Source organism: Devosia equisanguinis (assembly GCF_900631955.1).
Lineage (GTDB): Bacteria > Pseudomonadota > Alphaproteobacteria > Rhizobiales > Devosiaceae > Devosia > Devosia equisanguinis.
The window spans coordinates 139,100-160,203 of the sequence record NZ_UZWD01000028.1; the positions used below are offsets into that span (position 1 = coordinate 139,100).

At 64.9% G+C, this 21,104-nt stretch carries 19 protein-coding genes; 2 read left to right on the forward strand and 17 right to left on the reverse strand.

Annotated elements, in window-relative coordinates:
- From DEVEQU_RS11780 to ccmI, 6 genes are all read right to left on the reverse strand, one after another.
- On the reverse strand, positions 1-672 hold the full coding sequence (locus DEVEQU_RS11780; RefSeq protein ID WP_126150778.1) for a response regulator transcription factor: 672 nt from the start codon (positions 670-672) through the stop codon (positions 1-3).
- Between the two features lie 54 nt (positions 673-726).
- Entirely contained in the window at positions 727-2,262 is a 1,536-nt protein-coding gene (locus tag DEVEQU_RS11785) for a Do family serine endopeptidase (protein WP_126150779.1), read from the reverse strand.
- A gap of 295 nt (positions 2,263-2,557) precedes the next feature.
- Positions 2,558-3,019, reverse strand: coding sequence for a cytochrome c-type biogenesis protein (locus DEVEQU_RS11790; protein ID WP_126150780.1), 462 nt, complete (start codon positions 3,017-3,019; stop codon positions 2,558-2,560).
- Entirely contained in the window at positions 3,016-4,989 is a 1,974-nt protein-coding gene (locus tag DEVEQU_RS11795) for a heme lyase CcmF/NrfE family subunit (RefSeq protein ID WP_126150781.1), read from the reverse strand. Before DEVEQU_RS11795 ends, DEVEQU_RS11790 begins: the two co-directional genes overlap by 4 nt.
- Positions 4,986-5,429: a cytochrome c maturation protein CcmE gene (gene ccmE, locus DEVEQU_RS11800; RefSeq protein WP_126150803.1), complete on the reverse strand. Its 444-nt coding sequence runs from the start codon at positions 5,427-5,429 to the stop codon at positions 4,986-4,988. Before ccmE ends, DEVEQU_RS11795 begins: the two co-directional genes overlap by 4 nt.
- 29 nt (positions 5,430-5,458) lie before the next feature.
- Positions 5,459-6,541 carry a c-type cytochrome biogenesis protein CcmI gene (gene ccmI / locus DEVEQU_RS19905; protein ID WP_164550367.1) on the reverse strand — a complete coding sequence of 361 codons (1,083 nt, stop codon included), beginning with the start codon at positions 6,539-6,541 and terminating at the stop codon, positions 5,459-5,461.
- A gap of 138 nt (positions 6,542-6,679) precedes the next feature.
- Here ccmI and DEVEQU_RS19910 point away from each other — a divergent pair, with 138 nt between their 5' ends.
- Positions 6,680-7,756, forward strand: a complete 1,077-nt coding sequence (locus tag DEVEQU_RS19910; RefSeq protein ID WP_164550368.1) for an FAD-binding oxidoreductase/lyase — start codon at positions 6,680-6,682, stop codon at positions 7,754-7,756.
- Complete coding sequence (locus DEVEQU_RS11815; RefSeq protein ID WP_126150784.1) at positions 7,753-9,744, forward strand: FAD-dependent oxidoreductase; 1,992 nt, start codon at positions 7,753-7,755, stop codon at positions 9,742-9,744. Before DEVEQU_RS19910 ends, DEVEQU_RS11815 begins: the two co-directional genes overlap by 4 nt.
- Here the strand turns inward: DEVEQU_RS11815 and DEVEQU_RS11820 are convergent.
- From DEVEQU_RS11820 to DEVEQU_RS11870, 11 genes are all read right to left on the reverse strand, one after another.
- The gene (locus DEVEQU_RS11820) at positions 9,741-10,958 is read right to left on the reverse strand and encodes a hypothetical protein (RefSeq protein WP_126150785.1); all 1,218 of its coding nucleotides are present in this window, start codon (positions 10,956-10,958) and stop codon (positions 9,741-9,743) included. The two genes, DEVEQU_RS11815 and DEVEQU_RS11820, sit on opposite strands and share 4 nt — an antisense overlap.
- Positions 10,959-11,046: 88 nt before the next feature.
- Complete coding sequence (locus DEVEQU_RS11825; RefSeq protein ID WP_126150786.1) at positions 11,047-11,523, reverse strand: RT0821/Lpp0805 family surface protein; 477 nt, start codon at positions 11,521-11,523, stop codon at positions 11,047-11,049.
- Between the two features lie 58 nt (positions 11,524-11,581).
- The gene (locus DEVEQU_RS11830) at positions 11,582-12,964 is read right to left on the reverse strand and encodes an ATP-binding protein (RefSeq protein WP_126150787.1); all 1,383 of its coding nucleotides are present in this window, start codon (positions 12,962-12,964) and stop codon (positions 11,582-11,584) included.
- A 44-nt stretch (positions 12,965-13,008) separates the two neighbouring features.
- Positions 13,009-13,668, reverse strand: coding sequence for a response regulator transcription factor (locus DEVEQU_RS11835; RefSeq protein ID WP_126150788.1), 660 nt, complete (start codon positions 13,666-13,668; stop codon positions 13,009-13,011).
- Positions 13,669-13,691: 23 nt separating this feature from the next.
- Entirely contained in the window at positions 13,692-14,000 is a 309-nt protein-coding gene (locus DEVEQU_RS11840; protein ID WP_126150789.1) for a hypothetical protein, read from the reverse strand.
- A 235-nt stretch (positions 14,001-14,235) separates the two neighbouring features.
- Complete coding sequence (locus DEVEQU_RS11845; protein WP_164550369.1) at positions 14,236-14,484, reverse strand: DUF1902 domain-containing protein; 249 nt, start codon at positions 14,482-14,484, stop codon at positions 14,236-14,238.
- A 54-nt stretch (positions 14,485-14,538) separates the two neighbouring features.
- A complete protein-coding gene (locus DEVEQU_RS11850; RefSeq protein ID WP_126150791.1) occupies positions 14,539-15,279 on the reverse strand; it encodes a glycoside hydrolase family 108 protein in 741 nt (246 codons plus the stop codon).
- The gene (locus DEVEQU_RS11855) at positions 15,263-19,009 is read right to left on the reverse strand and encodes a baseplate multidomain protein megatron (RefSeq protein WP_126150792.1); all 3,747 of its coding nucleotides are present in this window, start codon (positions 19,007-19,009) and stop codon (positions 15,263-15,265) included. Before DEVEQU_RS11855 ends, DEVEQU_RS11850 begins: the two co-directional genes overlap by 17 nt.
- Before the next feature lie 229 nt (positions 19,010-19,238).
- The gene (locus DEVEQU_RS11860) at positions 19,239-19,655 is read right to left on the reverse strand and encodes an NlpC/P60 family protein (protein ID WP_126150793.1); all 417 of its coding nucleotides are present in this window, start codon (positions 19,653-19,655) and stop codon (positions 19,239-19,241) included.
- On the reverse strand, positions 19,652-20,542 hold the full coding sequence (locus DEVEQU_RS11865; RefSeq protein ID WP_126150794.1) for a DUF2163 domain-containing protein: 891 nt from the start codon (positions 20,540-20,542) through the stop codon (positions 19,652-19,654). Before DEVEQU_RS11865 ends, DEVEQU_RS11860 begins: the two co-directional genes overlap by 4 nt.
- The coding region (locus DEVEQU_RS11870) for a DUF2460 domain-containing protein (RefSeq protein WP_126150795.1) at positions 20,539-21,104 on the reverse strand (566 nt) is incomplete at its 5' end. The genes DEVEQU_RS11870 and DEVEQU_RS11865, both read right to left, overlap by 4 nt.

Consider the following 21,104-nt stretch of genomic DNA (forward strand, 5'->3'; position numbering starts at 1 on the left):
CTAGTCCCGGATCATATAGCCGGCACCGCGCACGGTATGCAGCAGCGGGCTGGCATGGCCCTTGTCGATCTTGGAGCGCAGGCGCGACATGTGCACGTCGATGACATTGGTCTGCGGATCGAAGTGATAGTCCCAGACATTTTCGAGCAGCATGGTGCGGGTCACCACCTTGCCGGCATGCTTCATCAGATATTCGAGCAGGCGAAATTCGCGCGGCTGCAACAGGATGGCCTCACCGGCACGCTCGACCTTGCGGCTCAAGCGATCGAGGCTGAGATCGCCCACAGAATAGCTGGTGGCGCCTTCGGCCGGACTGGAGCGGCGCGCCAGCACCTCGACGCGCGCCAAGAGTTCAGTAAAGGCATAGGGTTTGGTGAGATAGTCGTCGCCCCCTGCCCTGAGGCCGGTTACGCGATCATCGACCTCGCCCAGCGCAGACAGGATGAGCACCGGGGTTGCATCGCCTTCGGCGCGCAACGATTCGACGATGGAGAGACCGTCACGACGGGGCAGCATGCGATCGACGATCAGCACGTCGTAATCCATGCCCGAGGCCATGGCATAGCCAGTCTCGCCGTCGGCAGCATGGTGTGTGACGTGACCGGCTTCGTCCAGCGCCTGGATCAGATAGCTGGCGGCTTCCCGGTCGTCTTCGATCAAGAGAATTTTCAATTCGGCCCCCAGCGCAGAGAAGGACCCCGGGGCAATGCCCCGAGGCCCAATAGGTTACTCGGTGATCGGCAGGCCGATGAACCGGGCTTCGCCGTTACGCGCAACCTTCAGCAGTGCGGTGTTGAGGCCCTTGGCCTTGACCGCATCGATGGCCTTGGTGAAGTCGGCCGACGACTGCACGGCGGCGTTGTCGACTTCCAGGATCACATCGCCGACGCTCAGACCGCGATCGCTCGCCGCACTGTTGGCCTCGACATCCTGGATCAGCAGGCCGCCCGTGCCGTCACCATTGGGAACCACGGTGATGCCCAGGCTGGTGGTGGCTTCAGGGATTGCTTCAGGAGGGGTCGGGGCCTGCGGCTCTTCCGGAGCGGCTTCCTTGAGCTGGGTCAGCTTCACCGAAACCGTGGTCTCGGCCCCGTCGCGCCAGATGGTCAGCTCGACGGTGGAGTCCGGGGCCTTGCCGGCAATGGTGCGGCTCAGGTCGAGCGCATCATCGATCTGGTCGCCATCGACCTTGGTGATGATATCGCCAGACTTGACGCCGGCGGTACCTGCCGGGCCGTCAGCGGTGGGCTCACGCACGATGGCGCCGCGGGCATTGGGCAAGCCGACGCTGTCGGCAATGTCTTTGGTCACGTCCTGGATGGACACGCCGAGATAGCCGCGAGTCACCGAGCCATCCTGGATCAGTTGATCGACGATCTGCTGAACGGTATGGGCGGGGATAGCGAAAGCGATACCGACATTGCCGCCATTGGGCGAATAGATGGCGGTGTTGACGCCGACCACTTCACCATTGGTGTTGAAGGCCGGACCACCCGAATTGCCGGTGTTGACGGCCGCATCGATCTGCAGGAAGTCGCCATAGCTGGAACCGCCGATATTGCGGCCCGAACCGGAGATGACGCCCACTGTCACGGTGCCGCCGAGGCCAAAGGGATTACCGACTGCCACGACCCAGTCACCCACGCGGCTGGCCTTCTGCTCGAAGGTCACGAAGGGCAGGTCTTCGCCCTTGATCTTGAGCACGGCAAGGTCGGTGCGCTGGTCGGTACCGACAATCTCGGCCACCTGCTCGCTGCCGTCCTCGAACACTACCGTTACCTTGGTTGCGTCCTGCACAACGTGATTGTTGGTCACGACATAGCCATCGGCGGAAATGATGAAGCCGGAGCCTGCTGCCATGAAACGGCGCGGCGCGGGTTCGCCGCCGGGACCACCAGGTCCGCCAGGGCCGCCGGGACCACCGAACTGGTCGAAGAAGTCACGGAAGGGGTGATCCTTGGGCAGATCAGGGAAATTGAAATCAAAGTTGAAGTTCGGGCCACCGCGCTGAACCGCGCGACCGGGCGCCTCGGCCTCAACCAGGATGGACACAACAGCCGGCTTCACCGCATCGACCAGATCGGCAAAGCCCTGCTGCACGGACGTCTGCGGCACGACGATCTGCGCGGCATTCTGCACCTGCGCATTGGCGACCTGTCCGTTGAGGACGAATGCGGTGGAAACGCCACCGACGCCGACCAGCAGGGCCAGGGCAGAAGCCCCCAGCCAACGACGGGTGCGCGAGAGAATAGTCGAACGCATGGTAACGAATCTCCTTCGTTAAGCTCTCAACAGCTTATGGACCTAGATATGGAACGTCCCGCCTTTCTGTGAAGTTGCGCCAACATTAAGCTTTGGCAATCTAGCGGGCAGGATTGCGGCAATTCGCGCGCGATCGACGCCGCAAAATAGCTCTGGACATTTCGTGGCAATGCCAGCGGGACGCCCCAATACCTGACGCAAATGCTTTCTTTGCGCGCAACAAGGTCGGCTCGGCATTCCATCACAATCGCCATTGCCCACCGGTCCCATGACGACAGTGTGAACGACAAGACAGTTAATCCTCGTCGCGATTGAGCGCGTCGAGGGCGGCCTGTTCCTGCGGCGTGAGGGCGGGTGCGGGATCGGAAGTCTTCCGGCGTCGGGAGGCGACGAAAATGGCGATCAACCCGGCCAATAGCAGTCCGGGCGTGGCGATCCAAAGCAGCAATGTATGGGAATTGACGCGCGGATTGAGCAGCACGAATTCGCCATAGCGATCGACGAGATATTGCTCGACTTCATCATTGCTGTCGCCGGCCACAAGGCGCTCGCGCACAAGCAGACGCAGGTCACGCGCCAGGTCGGCATCGCTGTCGTCGATGGACTGGTTCTGGCAGACGAGGCATCGCAGCCCGGAGGATATGTCGCGGGCCCTGGACTCGAGGACGGGATCGGCCAAGACCTCGTCCGGGCTGACGGCGAGGGCAGCGCTAGGCAGCGCCAGCATCAGGCAGAGAACAAGCGCGCGCCAGATCATTCGGCAGCCTTGAGGCTGGGCCTGGCGGCCTTGTTAGGCGCACCGATGCGCAGGCGGCGGTCAGTGAGCGAAAGCACACCCGCACCCGCCATGACCAACGCCCCGAGCCAGATGAGCAGGATATAGGGCTTGTGCCAGACGCGGATCACATGGGTGTCGGCCAATGGCTCACCCAGTTGCAGGTAAAGCTGGGAGAGACCGTAGGTCTGAATGGCCGCTTCGGTAGTGGGCATGCCGCTGGCGGCGTAGATGCGCCGTTCCGCTTCGAGCCGGGCTGTTCCGCCGCCGGCATCGGTGACGGTGAAAATGCCGGTATCGGCCATGTAGTTCGGGCCCGGCACTTGCTCGAAGCTGTCGAAGTGGATGGTGTAGCCGCTGAGCTCGGCAGTCTCGCCGGGATTGAGCGTGGTCACCAGTTCCGTCTCCCAGGCCGTCACCGAGACCACACCGAGCACGGTCAGCCCCAGCCCAAGATGGCCTATGGCTGTCGACCAGATCGAGCGCGGCAGTCCCACGAGGCGCCGCACGCTCTCGCTGACCGGAATGCGCCCGACGCGGCCGCGTTCCAGCACTTCGGCGATGGAGCCGAAGCTGACCCAGAAGCCCAGAAGCAGCCCTAGCGGCACCAGCGAGATCGACACCCCGCCTAGCGCTGAAATGAGAATGGTGAGGAAAATAGCCAGTGCGGCAACCCCCACCAGGCGCTGTCCGGCCGCGACCATGTCGCCGCGCTTCCAGGGCAGCAGCGGCCCGAATGGCAACACCAGCAGGAGCGGCGCCATCAGCGCCCCGAAGGTGAAATCGAAGAAGGGCGCGCCGACCGAAATCGAAGTGCCGGTCAGGGCATCGAGCACCAGCGGATAGAGCGTGCCGACCAGCACTGCGCCGACGGCCGTGGCGAGGAAGAGATTGTTGAGGATCAACGCGCCTTCGCGGCTGATCGGGGCAAAGAGCCCCCCCTGCCGCAAAGCCGGCGAGCGGATGGCAAAGAGCAGGAAGGCGCTGCCGATCAGAACCGCCAGGATGGAGAGGATCACCAGCCCGCGCGTCGGGTCACTGGCAAAGGTATGCACCGATGTGAGGATGCCCGAGCGGACGAGGAATGTACCGAGCAGCGACAGCGAGAAGGTGATGATGGAGAGGAACACCGTCCAGACCTTGAGCGCATTGCGCTTTTCCATCACCAAAGCCGAATGCAGCAGCGCAGTGCCGGCCAGCCAGGGCATGAAGCTGGCATTCTCCACCGGGTCCCAGAACCACCAGCCGCCCCAGCCGAGTTCGTAATAGGCCCAGTAGGAGCCCATGGCGATGCCTAGGGTCAGGAAGATCCAGCTCAGCATGGTCCAGGGCCGCACCCAGCGCGCCCAGGCCTGGTCGATGCGGCCCGAGATCAGCGCCGCGATAGCGAAGGAAAAGCAGATGGAGAACCCGACATAGCCCGCATAGAGCAGCGGCGGATGGATGGCGAGACCGATATCCTGAAGGATCGGATTGAGATCATTGCCTTCCAGCGGCGGCACGGCGATGCGGGCGAAGGGATTGGATGTGAAGAGGGTAAAGCCGGAAAAGGCCGCGACCAGGAGGCTCTGCGTGCCGAGGACGAGGCTGGTGAGATCGGACGGCAGGCGCCGCGCGAAAACGGCCACCAACGCGCCGAACAGCACAAGGATGAGGATCCACAAGAGCATGGAGCCCTCGTGATTGCCCCAAACGCCGGAGATCTTGAAGATCAGCGGCTTGAGCGAATGAGAGTTGTTGACGACCAGTGCCACCGAGAAATCGGAGACAACGAAGGCCTGCACCAGCGCCGCGAAGGCCGCGGCAATGAGGATGAACTGCAGGACCGAGGCCTGGCTCAGCGCCATTGCCAACCGGTCGCCCCGCCGCCACAGCGTCAGTCCCGCCAGCGCGGAGACCACGGAGATGGCGAATGCCAGCACAAAGGCGAAATGGCCGAGCTCGATACTCACTGCGCGCCGCCCTCCGGACGCCACTCGCCCTGCGCCTTGAGCGCATCGACGACTTCCTTGGGAATATAGTTCTCATCGTGCTTGGCCAGCACATTGGTGGCGACGAACTTGCCGTCATCGCCCATGCTGCCTTCGGCCACCACGCCCTGCCCTTCGCGGAACAGGTCGGGCAGGATACCGGTATAGCTGGCCTCGATTTCGGCGCCGCCATCGGTGACGACAAAGACATTGTCCTGCCCGTTGCGGACCCAGCTGCCATCCTTCACCAGTCCGCCGAGGCGAATGGGATGGCCGGGCTCGACGCCGCGGGTGATGACGTCGCTGGGCGAATAGAAGAAGACGATCTGGTCGCGCAGGGCGGTTAGCACCAGCGCCGCGGCAATGGCGATCACCACGGCAAGGCCGGCAATAACGGCCAAACGCTTCTGCTTGCGGGTCATGCCCTTGCGACGGGCAGCAGCGGGCATGGTCATTGCGCGTCTCCGTTCAGTGTGAGGCCGGCGCTGAGCGCCAGAGTGTCCAATTCACCACGATCAAAGGCAGCCGGATAGGCCTTCACGGCGGCGTCATAGGCCGCCTGCGCCTGCTGCTGATCGCCGAGCACGAGATAGGAGCGGAGCAGCTGCGTCCATTCCGCGACGGTGCCGCCCTCGCTCATCAGCCGCTGCGACAGGCCCGAAACCATCTGCTGGATCATTTCCGACTGCTGCTGGGCAGCGACATCGACGCCGTTATTTTCCGCGACGGACAGGCCCCGCTGCGCCGCTGCCAACCAGGGTTCGTCGCCCTTGGACAGCGCCAGGGCCTGTTGCCACCATTGCGCCGCCTGCGCGTAGTCGCCGGTGCGCATGAGCTCGGCGGCGACATAAAGGCGCGAGCGGATGTGATTGGGATCGCTGGCCGCCGCGGCGCGCAGCAGGTCCATGGCTTCGTTGGAACCATCGCCGCCTGCTTCGAGCAGCAAGGCCTCGGCGAGGTTGGTCTGCACCTCGGCATTGGGTGGCGACAGCGCCAGAATGCGGCGATAGGCATTGACCGCGTCGGCGAAACGGCCGATCTCGACATAAGCGGGGGCGATCACCGTCCAGCCGCGTAAATCCTCGGGATTGCGCGCCAGCGCGGCTTCGATCTGCGACACGGCCGTCTCGAGGTCGATGTTCTGCGCCACCGCCTCCGGTCGCCCCGCCAGGGGCTGGGTCGGCAGGTCAGGATGGCCGAGCACGCTATAGAGTCCGAGCGCGATCACCGCCACCAGCGCCACGCCGATGCCGATCACCCCGCGGCCGACTTCACCCTTGGGTTGATTGATGCCGCCATCGGCCTTGACCCGCAGCAATTCGCGCGCCAACTCGCCCTTGGCAGCAATCGCCTCGGCTTCGCCGAGCTTGCCTGCGGCAAGGTCGGCATCGATGCCGGCCAGCAATTGACGAAAGTGAGCATTGGCATCGGTCAATTCCGGACCGGCTGCGTTGACCGTTCGCCCCGCAGCCGCATAGAACATGACAGCGCAGGCAATGGCGGTTACTGCAATGGCAATCGACCAGAAAATCATGGGCCCCAAACGCTTGTTTGGTTCGCGTCTCAACGTTGTGTTTTCTATAGTGGGAATGCGGCGAAAAGCCATCAAAACCGCGTTGGGGGTCATGGACGCATTGCCACAGGGTCGCATCGTCGCAGACATTTTTGCCACATGAGCGACGCACCAGCCGACTTCCTCGTGGCCGGATCGACGCCGCTGGCGCGCCTCGTGGCGGGACTTCTGGCGCAGTTGCATGGCCGGCGCGTCATCTTCGTAGGCGAGAGCCAGGCCACCTACCGCCTGCCGCGCAGCCTCGATCTGTCTGTGGCGCCGCTGACACGCCCTGAAAGCTGGGCTCTGCTGCGTCCGAGCAGCGACGAGACCGCCAGGCTGATCACCCGCATCGCGGGGCGCGGGGCGCTGCGCCATATCGATCCGATCTTTTTTGCCGATAACGCGGCCGACCGCGAGGCTCTGGCCCATTGCGGGCAGATGGCTGCCGGGTTTGGTGTGGCGGTGGAGAAGGTCGCCCCATCGCTGCTCGGGCAGGGACGCGAGGGGCTGCTGTTCCGCGACGCCATTCGCCTCAACCGCCCGGTTCTCGAACCGGCGCTCGATACGTGGCTTGCCGAAATCGGCGTCGAGCGACCCGAAATTTCGGGCCTCAGAATCGGGCTCGACGGCAGCGCGGTGGTGGCGACATCGGCGGGGGAATTGGTGGCACATCAGGCCGTGCTGGCCGATGATACGGCTATCATCGCCTGGCTCCCGTTGCAGCACTGGCCAATGCTGTTGCGACGACAGGCCGGGGCGACCATCCTCACCACGCCCACCAAGCCTCTGGCCGCGCCGGCCATGGTGCAGATCGGCTCCGGCACTGTGTTGAAGCAACAGGCAGAGGGGGGCATTGCCGCCTTGGGTTCCGAAGATCTGGCAGTGTTTTCGGGACGCCTTCAGGCGCTGCTTGGGCGCGATCGGCAGGTGGAGCAGGCCGGTCAGACCGGCTATCAGCGGCTGGTCTCCATCGATGGAGGCCCCCTTGTCGGTCGCGCCGCAGGGCAAGGCGCCGATATCGTGGCGGGGCTGGGCATGGCCGGAGCTTTCCTTGCTCCGGCGCTGGCGCGTTGGCTCGCAGGCGCTGCCAGTCCAGCGGAGGCCGCGTGGTTCGGTGCGCGTCTCGTCAATCGCGACGCCAACGATCGGCGTGTCGCCGAATTCGCGCCGCCTCTCAGCGAGGCCAGGCCATGAGGCACCAAAGCGCGCGCCTGTCGCCGGACAGCGCAAAATTGCTTGCCGGCCGCGCCATCGACAGAAGTCGTCCCCTGACCTTTCAGCTCGATGGTCGCCAGATCAGCGGTTTTGTCGGCGACACTGTGCTCAGCGCGGTTCTCGCCGCCGGCATAGACACGCTGGGCAGTCATCACGAGCAATTGTTGGGCCTGGGCCCGCATTGCCATCCGCCCATTGCCTATGCTGCGCTGGCGCGAGACGGCCAGCGTGCACTACCCATGGACCGCACGCCGGCGCTTACTGGCGCCGACCTGGTCACGGTCGGCGGAGCACGCCGGGCGGGCCTGCTGGCACGACTGTTCCAACCCGGACGAACGCTTGGCCTCGGGCTTGAGGACCCGCACGCCCTCGACCAGCCATGGCGCGATGTCAGCGGTGTGCCCGCCGCAGCAACGGACCTCCTGGTCATCGGCGGCGGCGTCGCCGGGATGGCTGCGGCGCTGGCCGGCGCCCGTGCGGGATTGTCCGTGACGCTGGTCGAAGCCAGTCCGGTTCTGGGAGGGCATTCGGGCATTTTCGGTACGCAGGAGGGCGAGGATAGCCCCGATGCCAGCATGAGCCGACTCGCCGCCGACATCGCCGCCCAGCCCGCGATATCGGTCTTGACGTGCAGCCAGGTTTTTGCTCTGCGCCCCGGCAAGGCCCGACTGCATCAGGTAGTGGTGGATGGCGGGACCGCTCAGGGCCGTGTCACCGATATCGACACGAGGCACATCATTGTCGCGACGGGATCGCTGGAGCGCCTCCCGATCTTTGCCGGCAATCGTCTGCCGGGGGTGATCGGCGCCCTCGACGCCTATGAACTGGCTGCCCGCTACGGCGTCTGGCCCGGAGGGTCGGCCATCATAGCCACTGCCGGCAACGCCGCCTATTGGCTGGCGAAGCTGGCCAGCGATGCGGGCATCTCGGTCGATCGCATCTTCGACAGCCGCAGCCAGCCCAATTCTCGCTTCATCGCCTTCACCAAGGCCTATGGCATTCGCCAGTTTCCCGGCACACGACCGCAGCAAGTCGTCGTGTCTGGTGACGGCGGCGCCGTAGACGTGCGCTTCGGCGTCGAGCCAGAACAGACCGCCATCACCGAACGGCTGATCGTCAATGGCGGCTGGCAACCCGACCTGACGCTTTGGCACGTGGCCGGCGGGACCAGCCAGTGGAACGGCGCGCACCACCGGCTCGAACCGGTCGGCCCGCTTGATGGGATCGCACTTGCCGGCAGCGCCGCTGGCTTCCTGACCCGTCGCGGCTGCATCCAGAGCGGCGCGGACGCGGTGGACCTGCTGCTTGGTCGAAAGCGCCAGGTGATCGATGATCCGGTGATCGACGCGCTGCACGAGACACCGGATGACGATCTGCCCTTCGCCTTACCCACCGAAACAGAGCAAATAGCCTATCTCGACCATACCGGACTGTTGCAGCGGCCTGGCGTCGAGCCCAAGGCGTGGTGGCATCTGTTCCGTCGGGCGAAGACACCGAGCCTGCCGGCCCTGTCAGAGGCATCGCAACCGCTGACCATCGCCGAGGTTTCGGCCGGCGTATCGCTTGGCCTGGTTCCGCCCGCTTCAGCAGGAATCGTGGCGCAGGAGCGTGTTGCGCTGGTGCCGTTGACGTCGGCCGCTGCCAACGAGGACATGGATAGCGCAGCGCCCGTGCAGGCGATGGGCGTGCCCGACTATCTCGTCGGGCGATTTGGCGGGGATGGGATTGTGGTGCGACTGGCGCTGGAAGAGAGCCGGGCGGTCGCAATCGGCGCCCTGCTCTATCGCAGTTCTGACGCGAAGAGCCCACTCGAGGCTATCGGAACCGTCCTGCGCACCGGCCCCGGCGGACCATTGGCGCTGGTTTCGGCAGCAGCCTCGCAGTCCGGCGGCCTGCTCACTCTGCGCGATCAGGGGCGGGCCGTGACAGCGCGAGTGGTGCCATTGACCGAGACGCTGCCCGCCTAGCTCCGGCGCTCGGCGGCAAGGCGCGCCCGGCGCAGCGTTTCGGCATAGTCGGCATTGAAGCGGATTTCGGCCATCTTGATGGTCGCATCCATGCGCGCGCCACCGAGCGCATCGCCCGGCGCCTGGCGCAAATGCTCGATAATGCGCTGGGCATGCATTTCCAGCGCCTGACCGGTCTGGCTCCAGGCCTGGTCGAACACGGCATTGAGGGCAAGGGAATCGCGAGAGTCGCGCACGGCGGACAGAAGATAGACGCCATTGACCGCGGCCAGCAGCCGGTCATCGTCCAGCCGGTCGGCGCCTTCGCGTGGCCGCCGCAATGCCTGGTTCACATCGACCGCGACTTCCTTGAGGCGCGGCTCGACACGATCCGACACATGCTTTGTCAACGCCGACAACACCTGGGTAGCCCGGCTGCCACGGCTGAATTCGATATAGCCGGTCAGCGCCCGGACCAGACGATGGAAGCGATCGAGGCTGCGGCATACCAGGTCGAAATCAGCAAAGGGCCCCAGCAGCTGCAGATTGTGCAGCTGGTTTTGCGCATGCGCCAGATAGGCGTCGATCATTGGGGAGAAACCAGCCCGGCCGATGGCCGCATCGGTCGCGCCGCCGGCGAGCTTGATCACAGCCGTGATGAGACGGGCGGGATTGGCAACCTTGCCGACTGCCGCCTGGAACAGCAAGGCAGCCAGTTGCGGGTCCTTGAGCGGCATGGACTGCAAAGCCGTCTGCAGCGCGGCATCGTCGGTAATAGCATTGGTGGCCTTGCCGAAGGCCTGCGCCTTGGCGAGCAGGCTGCGGTGCCGCAACGCCGAAATGGCCGTGACCAGGAGTTCGCGATGGTCGTCGCGTGCCATCTGCGCCTTGAGGCGGCGGGCGGCATCGGGGTCCTTGCCAGCCTGTTCCAGCCCCGCGCGCATGCGCAGGGCAACCTCGGTGGCTACGGGCTCGAAATCGGCGCCGGTAAGTGCGCCATTGAACACGCCGTCCAGCGAGACCAGGTCGCCGCTGGTGTCGCGCACCGCCCAGGTCCAGGCAGCCATGGCTGCGTCCCGCCCCAGCGAACCGGGAAAGGTGAACAAGACCGGCTCGTCCACCAGGATGGGATCTATAAGGCCGGCAAAAGGCCGGATCGCGGCACCGGCATTACGGCTCGCGGTCCGGGCGGAAGCCGGTGCAGCGACAGAAGATATAGGGGCTGGCTGGCTCATCTACGCACAACGAAAGGGTGATTACCCATCGACCCTAACGTGTGCAGGTAAACAATGTTTATTCGCGATCGATGCAGAGCGGCGCGGATCAGGCCGCGCCCTGCACCACGTTCCAGTTGCCGTTCTGCTCGCGGCAGGCGGTTCCCTTGCGCACATAGTCGGCGCCGCTGATCTTCACGGAGTGCGTGAAATCGCGGCAGTCAAGATTGTTGACGCGGACATAGGGGCCAACAGCCACCGAGCCGGTCGTGCCCTTGTCGCCGGCCCATTGGCGCGGGGCGCCGGGACGACCGAACTGCAGCGCGTAGAACTGGGCGCTGTTGGCTTCGCTGGAATCCTTAGCCGTCATCAGATTGAGCGCGGCGGGATCGACGAAACCGTTGGCGATGCTGGTGGTGAGGCGCGCCTGCTGCACGGTCTGGGCCGTGGTGGGGACCAGCGGCTGGGCCACGACGGCCGGCTGGCTGACCACCGGGGCCTGCGCCACGCGCGTCGGGCCGGAGCTGGCGCAACCGGCGAGCAACAAAGCAAGGGCGGGGATAGCAACAGTAACGAAGCGATTCATCAATATGGCCTTCTACACGGTCATTCGGTTCTTGTTGGCGCAATACGGCAAAAGTGCGTCAGCCCTGAGGCTGGCGGACCAGGCCGCCCAGTCGCGCGGTCGGCAGGCGAAGCTCCACCAGCAGCCCGCCCAGCGCCGAGCGCTTGAAGTCGAGACTGCCGCCATAGACATCGACCAGTTCCTTGACGATATCCAGCCCTAGCCCGGTTCCGGGTGTTTTCTCGTCCAGCCTGACGCCGCGGCGCAACACTTTGACCGCATCTTCCTCGCTGAGGCCCGGTCCATTGTCGTCAATCCGAATCAAAAGAAACGTGCCCTTGTCGCCGCGTTCGCTACTGAGACGCACGCCAACCTGGCCTTTGGACCACTTGCAGGCATTGTCGAGCAGATTACCGGCCATCTCTTCCAGGTCGGCTTCGTCGCCCCGGAACCAGGGCAGCGACGCATCAGGGCGCTGGAAGGCAATGGTGACATTGGGATGGATTTTGCGCATCACCCGCGTCAGGCGCAGCATGATCATGGTGGCATCGGCCTTTTTGCCCACCACCGAGGTACGCGCGGCCAGACGCGCCCGCTCGAGATAGGTCGAGACCATGTTGCTCATCTTTTCGATCTCGGTCTGCACGATGTCGGCCAATGCGCCCTTGCGGGCGAAGGCCTCATTGCGCAGCACGGCGATCGGCGTCTTGAGGCCATGGGCCAGATTGCCCACCTGGCTGCGCGCCCGCTCGATGATCTGCTGATTGGAGCGCAGGAGTTCGTTGACCTCTTCGGCCAAGGGCGCGATTTCGGTGGGATAGCTCCCCGACACTTCGGCGCTGTCACCCTCTCGCACCGCCTCGATGGCCCTGCTGAGCCGCGAAATCGGCCGCATGGCGAAGCGGGCAACGATCGCGCTCATGCCGGCCAGCATGATACCGACGGCGCCCAGAACGATGAAGGCCTGGCCGCGGAAATCGTCGACGAGTTCCAGGATTTCGGTGAAATTGCCGGAAACGGAAATGGTGTAGCTGTTCGGGGCGAGCGTCACGGTGCGTTCGACCACGCGCATCTGCGTGCCGAATGCATCCTGCAGCATGGCCGTGGCGCGCCCAGAAGCATCGCGATCTGCCACCGGGATTTGCGGCAAGTCGATGCCGACCATGGACGCGGAGAGATTGACCACCGCGCCATTGCCGTCCCGGATTACCCAATACCACCCCGAACGCGGACGCTCGAAGCGCGGATCTGCCAGCACGATGGACTCGTCGCGCGGATCGCCTGCCTCCAGCAATTCGCCGGCCAGGCTTTCGACATGAAAATCCAGTGTCTGGGTCAGCGAGGTATCGAGCGCGCGCGAATAGAGGTCGGTCAGGAGGAAGCCGGTCGCGACCAACCCAAGCACCAGCCATCCGGCCGAAAGCCAGAACAACGAAGCGGCGATGGAGCCCTTACGCAGCATAATGGATTCTTGGGCCGTACCGCAGGCGGGCCACTGTCAAAGCTTTAATCCCCGACGATCTGATAACCGAGGCCACGTACCGTCTGGATGCAGTCTTCCGGCAACTTCTTGCGCAGCCGGCCGACAAACACTTCGATGGTGTTGCTGTCGCGGTCGAAATCCTGATCGTAAAGATGTTCGGTCAATTCAGTGCGCGAAATCACCTTGCCCTTGTGGTGCATGAGATAGCTCAACAGGCGCAATTCGTGGCTGGTCAGCTTCACGGACAGGCCATCCACAGTCACCTTGCCGGAGCGCGCATCGAGCCGCACCGAGCCGGCAACGATCTCGTTGCTGGCGTGACCGGCAGCGCGGCGCACCAGTGCGCGGACACGGGCCAGCACTTCCTCCATATGGAAGGGCTTGGCGACATAGTCGTCGGCGCCGGAATCGATGCCTTGCACCTTGTCGCTCCAGCGATCGCGGGCCGTCAGCAGCAGCACCGGCGTCGTCTTGCCAGCCCGGCGCCATTCTTCGAGAACCGACAGACCGTCCATCCGAGGCAGGCCGATATCGAGGATGACCGCGTCATATGGCTCGGTATCGCCGAGAAAATGTCCTTCTTCGCCATCGAACGCCACGTCGACGGCATAACCCGCCTCGGTCAAGGCATCCTTGAGCTGACGATTAAGGTTCGTATCGTCTTCAACAACCAGAACGCGCATGTGATACCCCCACCACTTATGCCTTATTGTGCACCCAAAGTCAGATTCTGTGCAGTCCCATCCGGATTCAATACGCCGATAATATAGACGAGCCTGCCGCCCTGGTCGCAGACCTGGACGTTGAGGATTTCGGCCCGGCCGTCGACCCCGTTCGATGCCAGCACGGCATCGAGTGACTGGATCTGGCCCGAGGCGACCGCTTCCTGGATCTGGTAGCGGTCGAGACAGGCCTGCGCGGAAGCGCCAGTGGTACCCGCGAAAGCAAGCGCGAGCGCCAGAGCGATAGTGACGATGGCGGTGGGTTTGGGGGCGTTCTGTGTCATGATGGACAAACTATCGTCCCCTTGCTGAATGGGACATGAATGAGGCAGACTCACAGCTTCAGCACACTCTTGGCATCCTTAAGAATGGCATTTGCAGTGTGGCGGCTGAACATGTTGCGAGGGACGACCAACACCGCCCCGCGTCATTGCCCCACTTTTCATGCGATCCCTTGGCGTTGGAAAGATAGCGGAAGCCCAAAGATCGAATTTCCCTGATCACGATGGTGTAATAGCCATCGACCATCTAGGCCGCACGGTGCTGAGGACGCCGCCAGACAATGGCCGGGATGTAATCTTCCGGCTTTCCCGAGGCCAGCGCTGCGGCAGACATGTGGTTCGTCACGATCAGGCCTGGCGCCACGTCCATCAATAGGTCTTCAAACTCGTCAAGCGTCGCGGCCTCGATATGGAGACCGACAATATCGCTTAACGAGTAGTAGACTTTCGCCTTTTCATCCCACTCGGCTGAAACAGAGAATACCCTTTGCGTCATGCTGGCACCCCTTCCAGGCACCAATATCATACACGCCCTGCCCCACCGCAAGGCTCAGGCTTTACCGATATCGCCCTTGAGGCCGCGGCGGAGGAAGATGATCGCCAGCGCTTCGAGCATCAGATTGCCCGCCCCACCGCCGTCCAGCGCTGGCAGGTCGATGCCCAGCAGTTGCGCCAGCCCCGCCAGCAACATGAAGGCAGCCACAATATAGGTCTTGTATCCTGACAGGATATCCATGGTGTGTTTCCCTGTTTGAACGATAGGATTTATCGGCGCCATGGCCAGCGCCGCCTTGCGGATCGCAGCCACACGGCGCGTCCAGCCGGTGCCGAAGACGGAGAAATTCGACAGCCCGCGTAGAAAGCCCAGACGTCGGTCGCAGAGGGCGTGGACGACTGTTCGCGCATTGGCCTTGCTGGCGGCAGTAATGGTCAGCGGCCCCACCTGCCCGTCAGCGGCAACATTGAGAATGGCCTGCAGCGTGCGGATAGCCCGGTCCGGGCCGGAATTGACCGCGTAGTCAAACAGCGCCAGGTCGATGCCGCCGGGCATCTCACCGGCCTTGCAGGCATTCCAGTAACGCGCCCGATAGATGCGCGCCGCTTCCTCTCGGCTCAGCCCCTGCACCGCAGTTTTGGGTAAGGTCCACCACGGCGACACATGTCGCCAGCGCGCCAGCGTCTTGCGGGTAATTCCCATATTGGTAGCCCCGCCGGGGTCGGAAGGGTGATCGACATAGCCACCCTCATGCCGCAGCACCTCAGCCAGGCAGGCCTCAAACCGTCCACTCATCCGCAAACCCTCCCGTTAGTGCCGGCCCCGGACCGAAAGCCGGGCTCACCTGCGCCACCTCGATCCCAAAATCAGTGGCCGCCCCACCGAAATCCGTGACTTGCGCGGCCAGCTCATAAACGGCCTCCGCCACGAGCGTCGTCATCGTCCGAACGATGCTGCCGCCGGAGCGAATGCTCACCCGATAGGCCTCGGTGCCTGTGTCGAGGGGCGGCTCCGCCAGCCCCCAATTGCCGGTATCAGCGCGGCTGCGCCTGATCCAGCCGATGGTGATGGCCCCGCTCTCGGACCTCCGGACACGCAGATGCACTGGCGACGGCGGCAAAACCGCTGTGGTGCCGAAGGCCACAGCGAGTTCCTGTCCGACCAAGTCGGTACCGCCGGCAAAGCAGCGCAGCGCCCGGCCATCGCCGATCCATTGCGGATCGACCGCCATTGTCCCGACGCGTCCATCCAGCACCACCACCGAGCGACCAGCAGACGCCGGCGCCATCGCGGCTTCCGTCCCATCCAGTCCCCGCAGCAGGCCGGTCAGCCGATAGCGCCCCGGTGCCACCAGCGTCGCCTCGGCAAAGCCGATAACTTCCCAGTCCCCGCTATCGGTCTCCACCGCAAGGCGATTGGCCCCGGAAAACAGTGCCTGCTCGTCCACATCGGCGAGGTGCCCACGATAAAGCTCGATCTCGAGCGCATTGCCTCGGTCCCACACGTGCACCGGTCCCGGCGCCAAGGGCGACATGACTTCGCCAAGCGCCGCCGGCTGGGCCAGTGCCAACACGCGACCGCCACTCGCGGCATCTTCGATCCGCACCATGCCTGGCCAGGGATCAGCATAGGCGCCGATCACCATCCGGCTCCCTGCGCCCTCCCCCGCCGGCAGCGGCAGATGCGCCAAGACCACATGCGGCGACACCGCAGCCGGCGGCAGCGCCGGTGCCGTCATGGCGCGTCCCCCACCCGCGGCCTTGGCGTCGGCGGCCGAAACGGCCCGCGCCGTTAGTCGTCGCGCCAAACCGTCGCGGATTTCGACGATTTCGAACGGCCCCTCGGCCAGTCCAACCACACCAATCCGATCCCCGACCTCCAGATCCAGCCGGTTGGGCGGCAGTGCCAGTTCCAGACGGTCATCCTCACCCGCCTTGGCATCGAGAAGCCGTTCGGCCGCCTGCCGCGCTGCGCCATCATCCAGCACCATGGGCAGGCGCCGCGTTTCGAGCGGCCCCGTTCCCGGGCGAATGGCCGTGGCACTGGCAGCGAGATAGTCGCGGCTGCGGTCGAGGAAACCCAATCCCAGCCGGCTCGCCCGCTCGGTTGCCGCACCACGCCGGCGCGACACCACCGGCGCATCGATCTCCGCCAGTTCGTCCCGGTCCAATGCAGCGCCAGTGCCTCCTTGTGCCTGAGCTACCAGCGCCGCGCCTTCGGCCTTGAGCCGCAATCCGGCGATCTCCAGCACTGGCTCGACGGCTTCGCGCGCTGTGCTCGGCCCTTCCAGCAATAGCCCCGTCACCAGCGGCGCCGCCGGCACCGCTTCGAGCGTGCAGCCATGTTCACTGGCCACAGCCCCGACCAGTTCGTCCGAGGCCAGCGCCCCAAGCCGTCCGGTCAGCCAATGGCCGGTGCGATGGTTGGGTCCATCGGCCCACACATCGTCCTGCGCAGGAAAGGCCGGATAGGGCCGCGCGTCCCAGGTCCAGGCAAAAATCCGCCCCGCATCCACCATTCCAGGCGGATTTTTCGTCGCATCGGCCCAGTGCCGGAAGTGCGCCCGCAGGAATTGTCGTTGGATCAAGGCGTCCGACTGGCCGCTCGAAAAATACGGCCGACCGCCCTCGGCGCTCTTGTCGTCGCCGAAAATATTGGGCTGGTTCGCACCCTTGTCGACCGCTCCGCAGCCCAGTTCGGTCAGCCAGATCGGCTTGGAGCCCGGCACCCATGCGGTCGGCACGCTGTCGCGCACCCCGCCGGGGCGGTTGTAATGCGCATTGCCCCAAAAGGCGGCGATATCCTTGTAGCGCCAGACCCAGTCTTCGCCATGGAGCCCATCTGTGATCGGCGTTCGCCGCTGCGCCAGTCGGTCCGCGTCGCTGGCATAATACCAGTCGAACCCCTCGCCCCCCGCAATATTGCCGCCGAGATAATCGAGTTCATAGCCATTGGCTGAGATTGCGCGGTCGCGATGGCTCTCCCCATCGCGCCAGTCGCTCAGCGGCATGTAGCAATCGATCCCCACCGCATCGATGTCCTGCGAAGCCCACAGCGGATCGAGATGAAAGAACTTCTGCCCATCCGGCTGATGCCCGGAATATTCGCTCCAGTCCGCCGCATAGCTGAGCTTCACTCCTGGTCCCACAATCGCCCTGACATCGGCCGCCAGCGTTACCAGCGCCTCGACAAACGGAAAGCTGTTGCCGGCGCCGCGCACCGTGGTCAGGCCGCGCATTTCCGAGCCGATCAGCAGCGCTTCGACACCACCGGCCGCGCTTGCGAGGCCGGCATAATGCAGCACCATGTCGCGATATCCGGGCACGAAGGCGGCCACCTGCGCCGCGGCCATACCCGTCCCATCGGGCGAGCCCTCGATGCCAGCGGCCGGAAAACAGGTCATGCGACCACGCCAGGGATAGTTGGCCTGCTCGCCCCCGCCATAGGGATCGGGCAGCCCATTGCCGGCCGGCACGTCCATCATCATCAGCGGATAGAGGGTGACCTTGAGCCCCCGCGCCTTGAGGTCTGATATTGCCGCCAATACGCTGTCATCCGACGGCGTGCCGCCATAGGCCGGCCCGCCATTGTGCTGCGAGACCACCGGCACATCGCTGCGCCCCAGCCCGGCAACGCTCCACTCCGTCCCCTCGATACTGCGCCCGGCAGCTTCGACGCGCGGCGTCACCTTGCATTCACCGCAGCGCAGGTCGTCGCCGAACCAGGTCACCACCAGCGCCACATGTTCGAGATTGGGGCAAAGCGCCTGCAGCTCGTCGATCGACCAGCTCCAATTGCTGACGCCGGCGAGGAGATGCGCGTTCTCGCTCACTCCGGCGCCTCGCCCGACCATGCGGACGCGCGGCACCGGGTCATAGCCGAACTCCGTCGCCCCCGGGATGACCGTCACCGCTGATATCGCCGGCTCCAGCTCGCCCACCACCCGGCACAGCTCCGCCGAAATCTGCGGGATGCGATTGCCGAACCGCGACAGCGGCAGGTTCTCGACCACCAGATAACAGAGCCCGCGATAGGCCGGCGCCTGACCCACGCCCTGCGTCGCCTCGATCAACCCATCGGGCAGCTGCGCCGCGTCGCCGTGATAAAAGCGCAGCGTCAGCCCGCGCGTATCCAGCAATTGCCCATCGGCCCATATGCGTCCCAGTCGCGCCACCGGGCCTTCGCAGAAACCGATGGCGAAGCTGGCGCCGATTTCCTCGTCGTCCGCCTCCGGCATCAGCCCCTTGGCGCCGGCCTGCTCGCCGCCCAGCCGTTCCAGTTCACGCGCCCATATAATATTGCCGCCCAGCCGTCCCCAGCCATAGAGCCTCGGGATGGCCCCGCCCTCGGCCGAGGCGCCCAGGCGCACATCGAAGACCGGCGCCTCGGCCTTCTCGCCGAACAGCCAGCTATCGACGACACTCCCCGCCAGCGCTCCCAGCGCCCGCCCGATGGTCGCTCCGAACGGCCCGCCCACCAGCGCCCCGGCAAACTGCCCCGCCACCGACAACGCCAAAGTCGCCATGTTTTTGTTCCTTGCAGATTATCGGGGTACATACCGGCTGCCCTTCTCGTCGCGCGGGAGAAGCCGGATCGCGCCCAGCGAGAGACGGATGAGGTGCTTCGAACCGTGCCGGAGGCAAAATCGCTCCAGTGGAGCGATTTTAGGTGAGAAGGCCATTTGAGCTACGCTCGAATGGCCTGGGAATGAGGGAGGGGGTCCTTCAGTGGATCACCAAACGCCACCGCGAAACTCACGGAAACCCGAACCGTCCGCTCACCCGCCGCGCCCAGGCGTCGGTCAAATTCGCTTCCACCACGCCCAGCTTTTCCTGCGCATGGATGAACCGGTCGGCCGCCACCAGGATCCCGCAATGCTTGGCGTGGGCCATGCCACCGAGGGTGAACAGCACCACCTGCCCCGCCGCCAACGGCCCTTCGGCCGGCCGCAGAAAGCGTTTCGCAGCCGCCCGCAACGCGCCGGCATGGGCGGGGTCGCGCATATCGGCGCGATAGGGCGGCACAGCCATCGGCTCCTCGCCATAAAGGCTCCGCCACACGCCGCGTAGCAGCCCCAGGCAATCGCAGCCGGCCCCGAGCGTCGACGCCCGATGCCTATAGGGCGTTCCCAGCCACAGCCGCGCCGCCGCGACCACGCTGTCGCCGTTCACCGCACCACCGCCCGTCCGTCCAGCGCATCGCCAGCGCGCGGATGGCGCAGCACATAGTCATTGCCCGGAATATGCGGAAAGCCGCGGAAATTGGCGCTATTGGCAAATTTGCTCCCGCAGGTGGCAAAGCGCCGGTCGCAGCCGGCCGTCAGCGTCAGCCGGTCGCCCACGGCCACCCACTCGCCCACCTTGGCCGCAAAACCCAGCACATCGCCCTCAGGCGTTTTCTGCTGGGTCAGCACCGCATCGGCGAGCCCCACCCGCCTACCATCGTCCCACAGCCCCACGCCAAAACCGAACCAGCCCTTGGCAGACCCCTCTAGCCCACTGACCACGATACGGAAGGGATCATCCACCCGCACCACGGTCGCACTGCCGCGAAAGGCCGGATTTTCGAGATCGACGCCACAGCGTCCATCTCCCACAACTGCATCACACAGTGCCTGATAGATCCGTCCGCGCGTCAGGTTCAGCCCTTGTTGCGGCGAACGCAGTTCCGCCCGGAAAACCCCATCCTCGCGCACGATCTCGCCGATCGTGTCCACCCGCAACAAAAGCCGTTGCTCGGGCGCGCTCCAGTTCACCACCCAGCTTTCCACCTTGGCGCCGTCATAGCGGCCGAGCAGAATGTCGTCCTCGGCAATGGCGGCGCTGTCGAGTACGCCCAGCACTTCGCCCGTGTCCACCTGCGCCCCCAGCCGCGCCGGCATTTCGCTGCCATCCAGCCCATGCATGGGAGAGCAAGCGGTCCCCTCCACCACCAGACCCCGGTCGTGGTCGGTAAAGCCCAGCACCACGCCATCGCTGCGGATCACCCGCCAGCATTTGGCCAGCGTCGTCTCGCTCTGCGCCAAATGCACAGCCAGGTCGGGATCGATCGCTCTCATGGCAAAATCTCCACCAGCGGAATGTTGGGCGCCTCGGCGCCATCAAAACTATGCGTCTCGATATCGAGCCGATCGGTGTCGAAGCGCACCGGCACGTCGAACAGGAATCCCGCCGTCACCACCACGCCCGCCCCCGGCGCCACGGCAAAGCTGACCAAACCTGTGGTCGCATCCACCGTCCAGCCGCTCGCCTGCTCCACCCCATCCAGCGCCACCTTCACCGAGCCGGAAACCGGCTTGCTGATCGGCCTCAGATAGGGATCGAAATCCGCGCCATAGCGCTTGGTGAGCTGAAACTGCGTCCGCTCTCCATCGCCCGTATCGAGCACCTGGTCGGTGGCTTGGGGCATGGCGCCGCCCGAGGAGTGATCGAGCCCATCGCGCCACAAAAAGCCATGCAGCCGCCCGCGCCTTTCCTCGAAAAACGCCAGCACCGCCGCCATGTCGGCCCGCGACTTGACGCCATAACCGGCATTGTAGCGCCGCCGCGAATGCTGCCAGCGCCCATTGCGCTGCTCGCCCCCGCCCGCCAGCGTCACCACCTCGGTCCGCCGCTCCGGCC

Coding starts and splice junctions, on each gene's coding strand:
- DEVEQU_RS11785 (WP_126150779.1), bottom strand. CDS start 2,262: ATGCGTTCGACTATTCTCTCGCGCACCCGTCGTTGGCTGGGGGCTTCT.
- DEVEQU_RS11790 (WP_126150780.1), bottom strand. CDS start 3,019: ATGATCTGGCGCGCGCTTGTTCTCTGCCTGATGCTGGCGCTGCCTAGC.
- ccmE (WP_126150803.1), bottom strand. CDS start 5,429: ATGACCCGCAAGCAGAAGCGTTTGGCCGTTATTGCCGGCCTTGCCGTG.
- ccmI (WP_164550367.1), bottom strand. CDS start 6,541: ATGATTTTCTGGTCGATTGCCATTGCAGTAACCGCCATTGCCTGCGCT.
- DEVEQU_RS19910 (WP_164550368.1), top strand. CDS start 6,680: ATGAGCGACGCACCAGCCGACTTCCTCGTGGCCGGATCGACGCCGCTG.
- DEVEQU_RS11815 (WP_126150784.1), top strand. CDS start 7,753: ATGAGGCACCAAAGCGCGCGCCTGTCGCCGGACAGCGCAAAATTGCTT.
- DEVEQU_RS11820 (WP_126150785.1), bottom strand. CDS start 10,958: ATGAGCCAGCCAGCCCCTATATCTTCTGTCGCTGCACCGGCTTCCGCC.
- DEVEQU_RS11825 (WP_126150786.1), bottom strand. CDS start 11,523: ATGAATCGCTTCGTTACTGTTGCTATCCCCGCCCTTGCTTTGTTGCTC.
- DEVEQU_RS11830 (WP_126150787.1), bottom strand. CDS start 12,964: ATGCTGCGTAAGGGCTCCATCGCCGCTTCGTTGTTCTGGCTTTCGGCC.
- DEVEQU_RS11835 (WP_126150788.1), bottom strand. CDS start 13,668: ATGCGCGTTCTGGTTGTTGAAGACGATACGAACCTTAATCGTCAGCTC.
- DEVEQU_RS11845 (WP_164550369.1), bottom strand. CDS start 14,484: ATGACGCAAAGGGTATTCTCTGTTTCAGCCGAGTGGGATGAAAAGGCG.
- DEVEQU_RS11850 (WP_126150791.1), bottom strand. CDS start 15,279: ATGAGTGGACGGTTTGAGGCCTGCCTGGCTGAGGTGCTGCGGCATGAG.
- DEVEQU_RS11855 (WP_126150792.1), bottom strand. CDS start 19,009: ATGGCGACTTTGGCGTTGTCGGTGGCGGGGCAGTTTGCCGGGGCGCTG.
- DEVEQU_RS11865 (WP_126150794.1), bottom strand. CDS start 20,542: ATGAGAGCGATCGATCCCGACCTGGCTGTGCATTTGGCGCAGAGCGAG.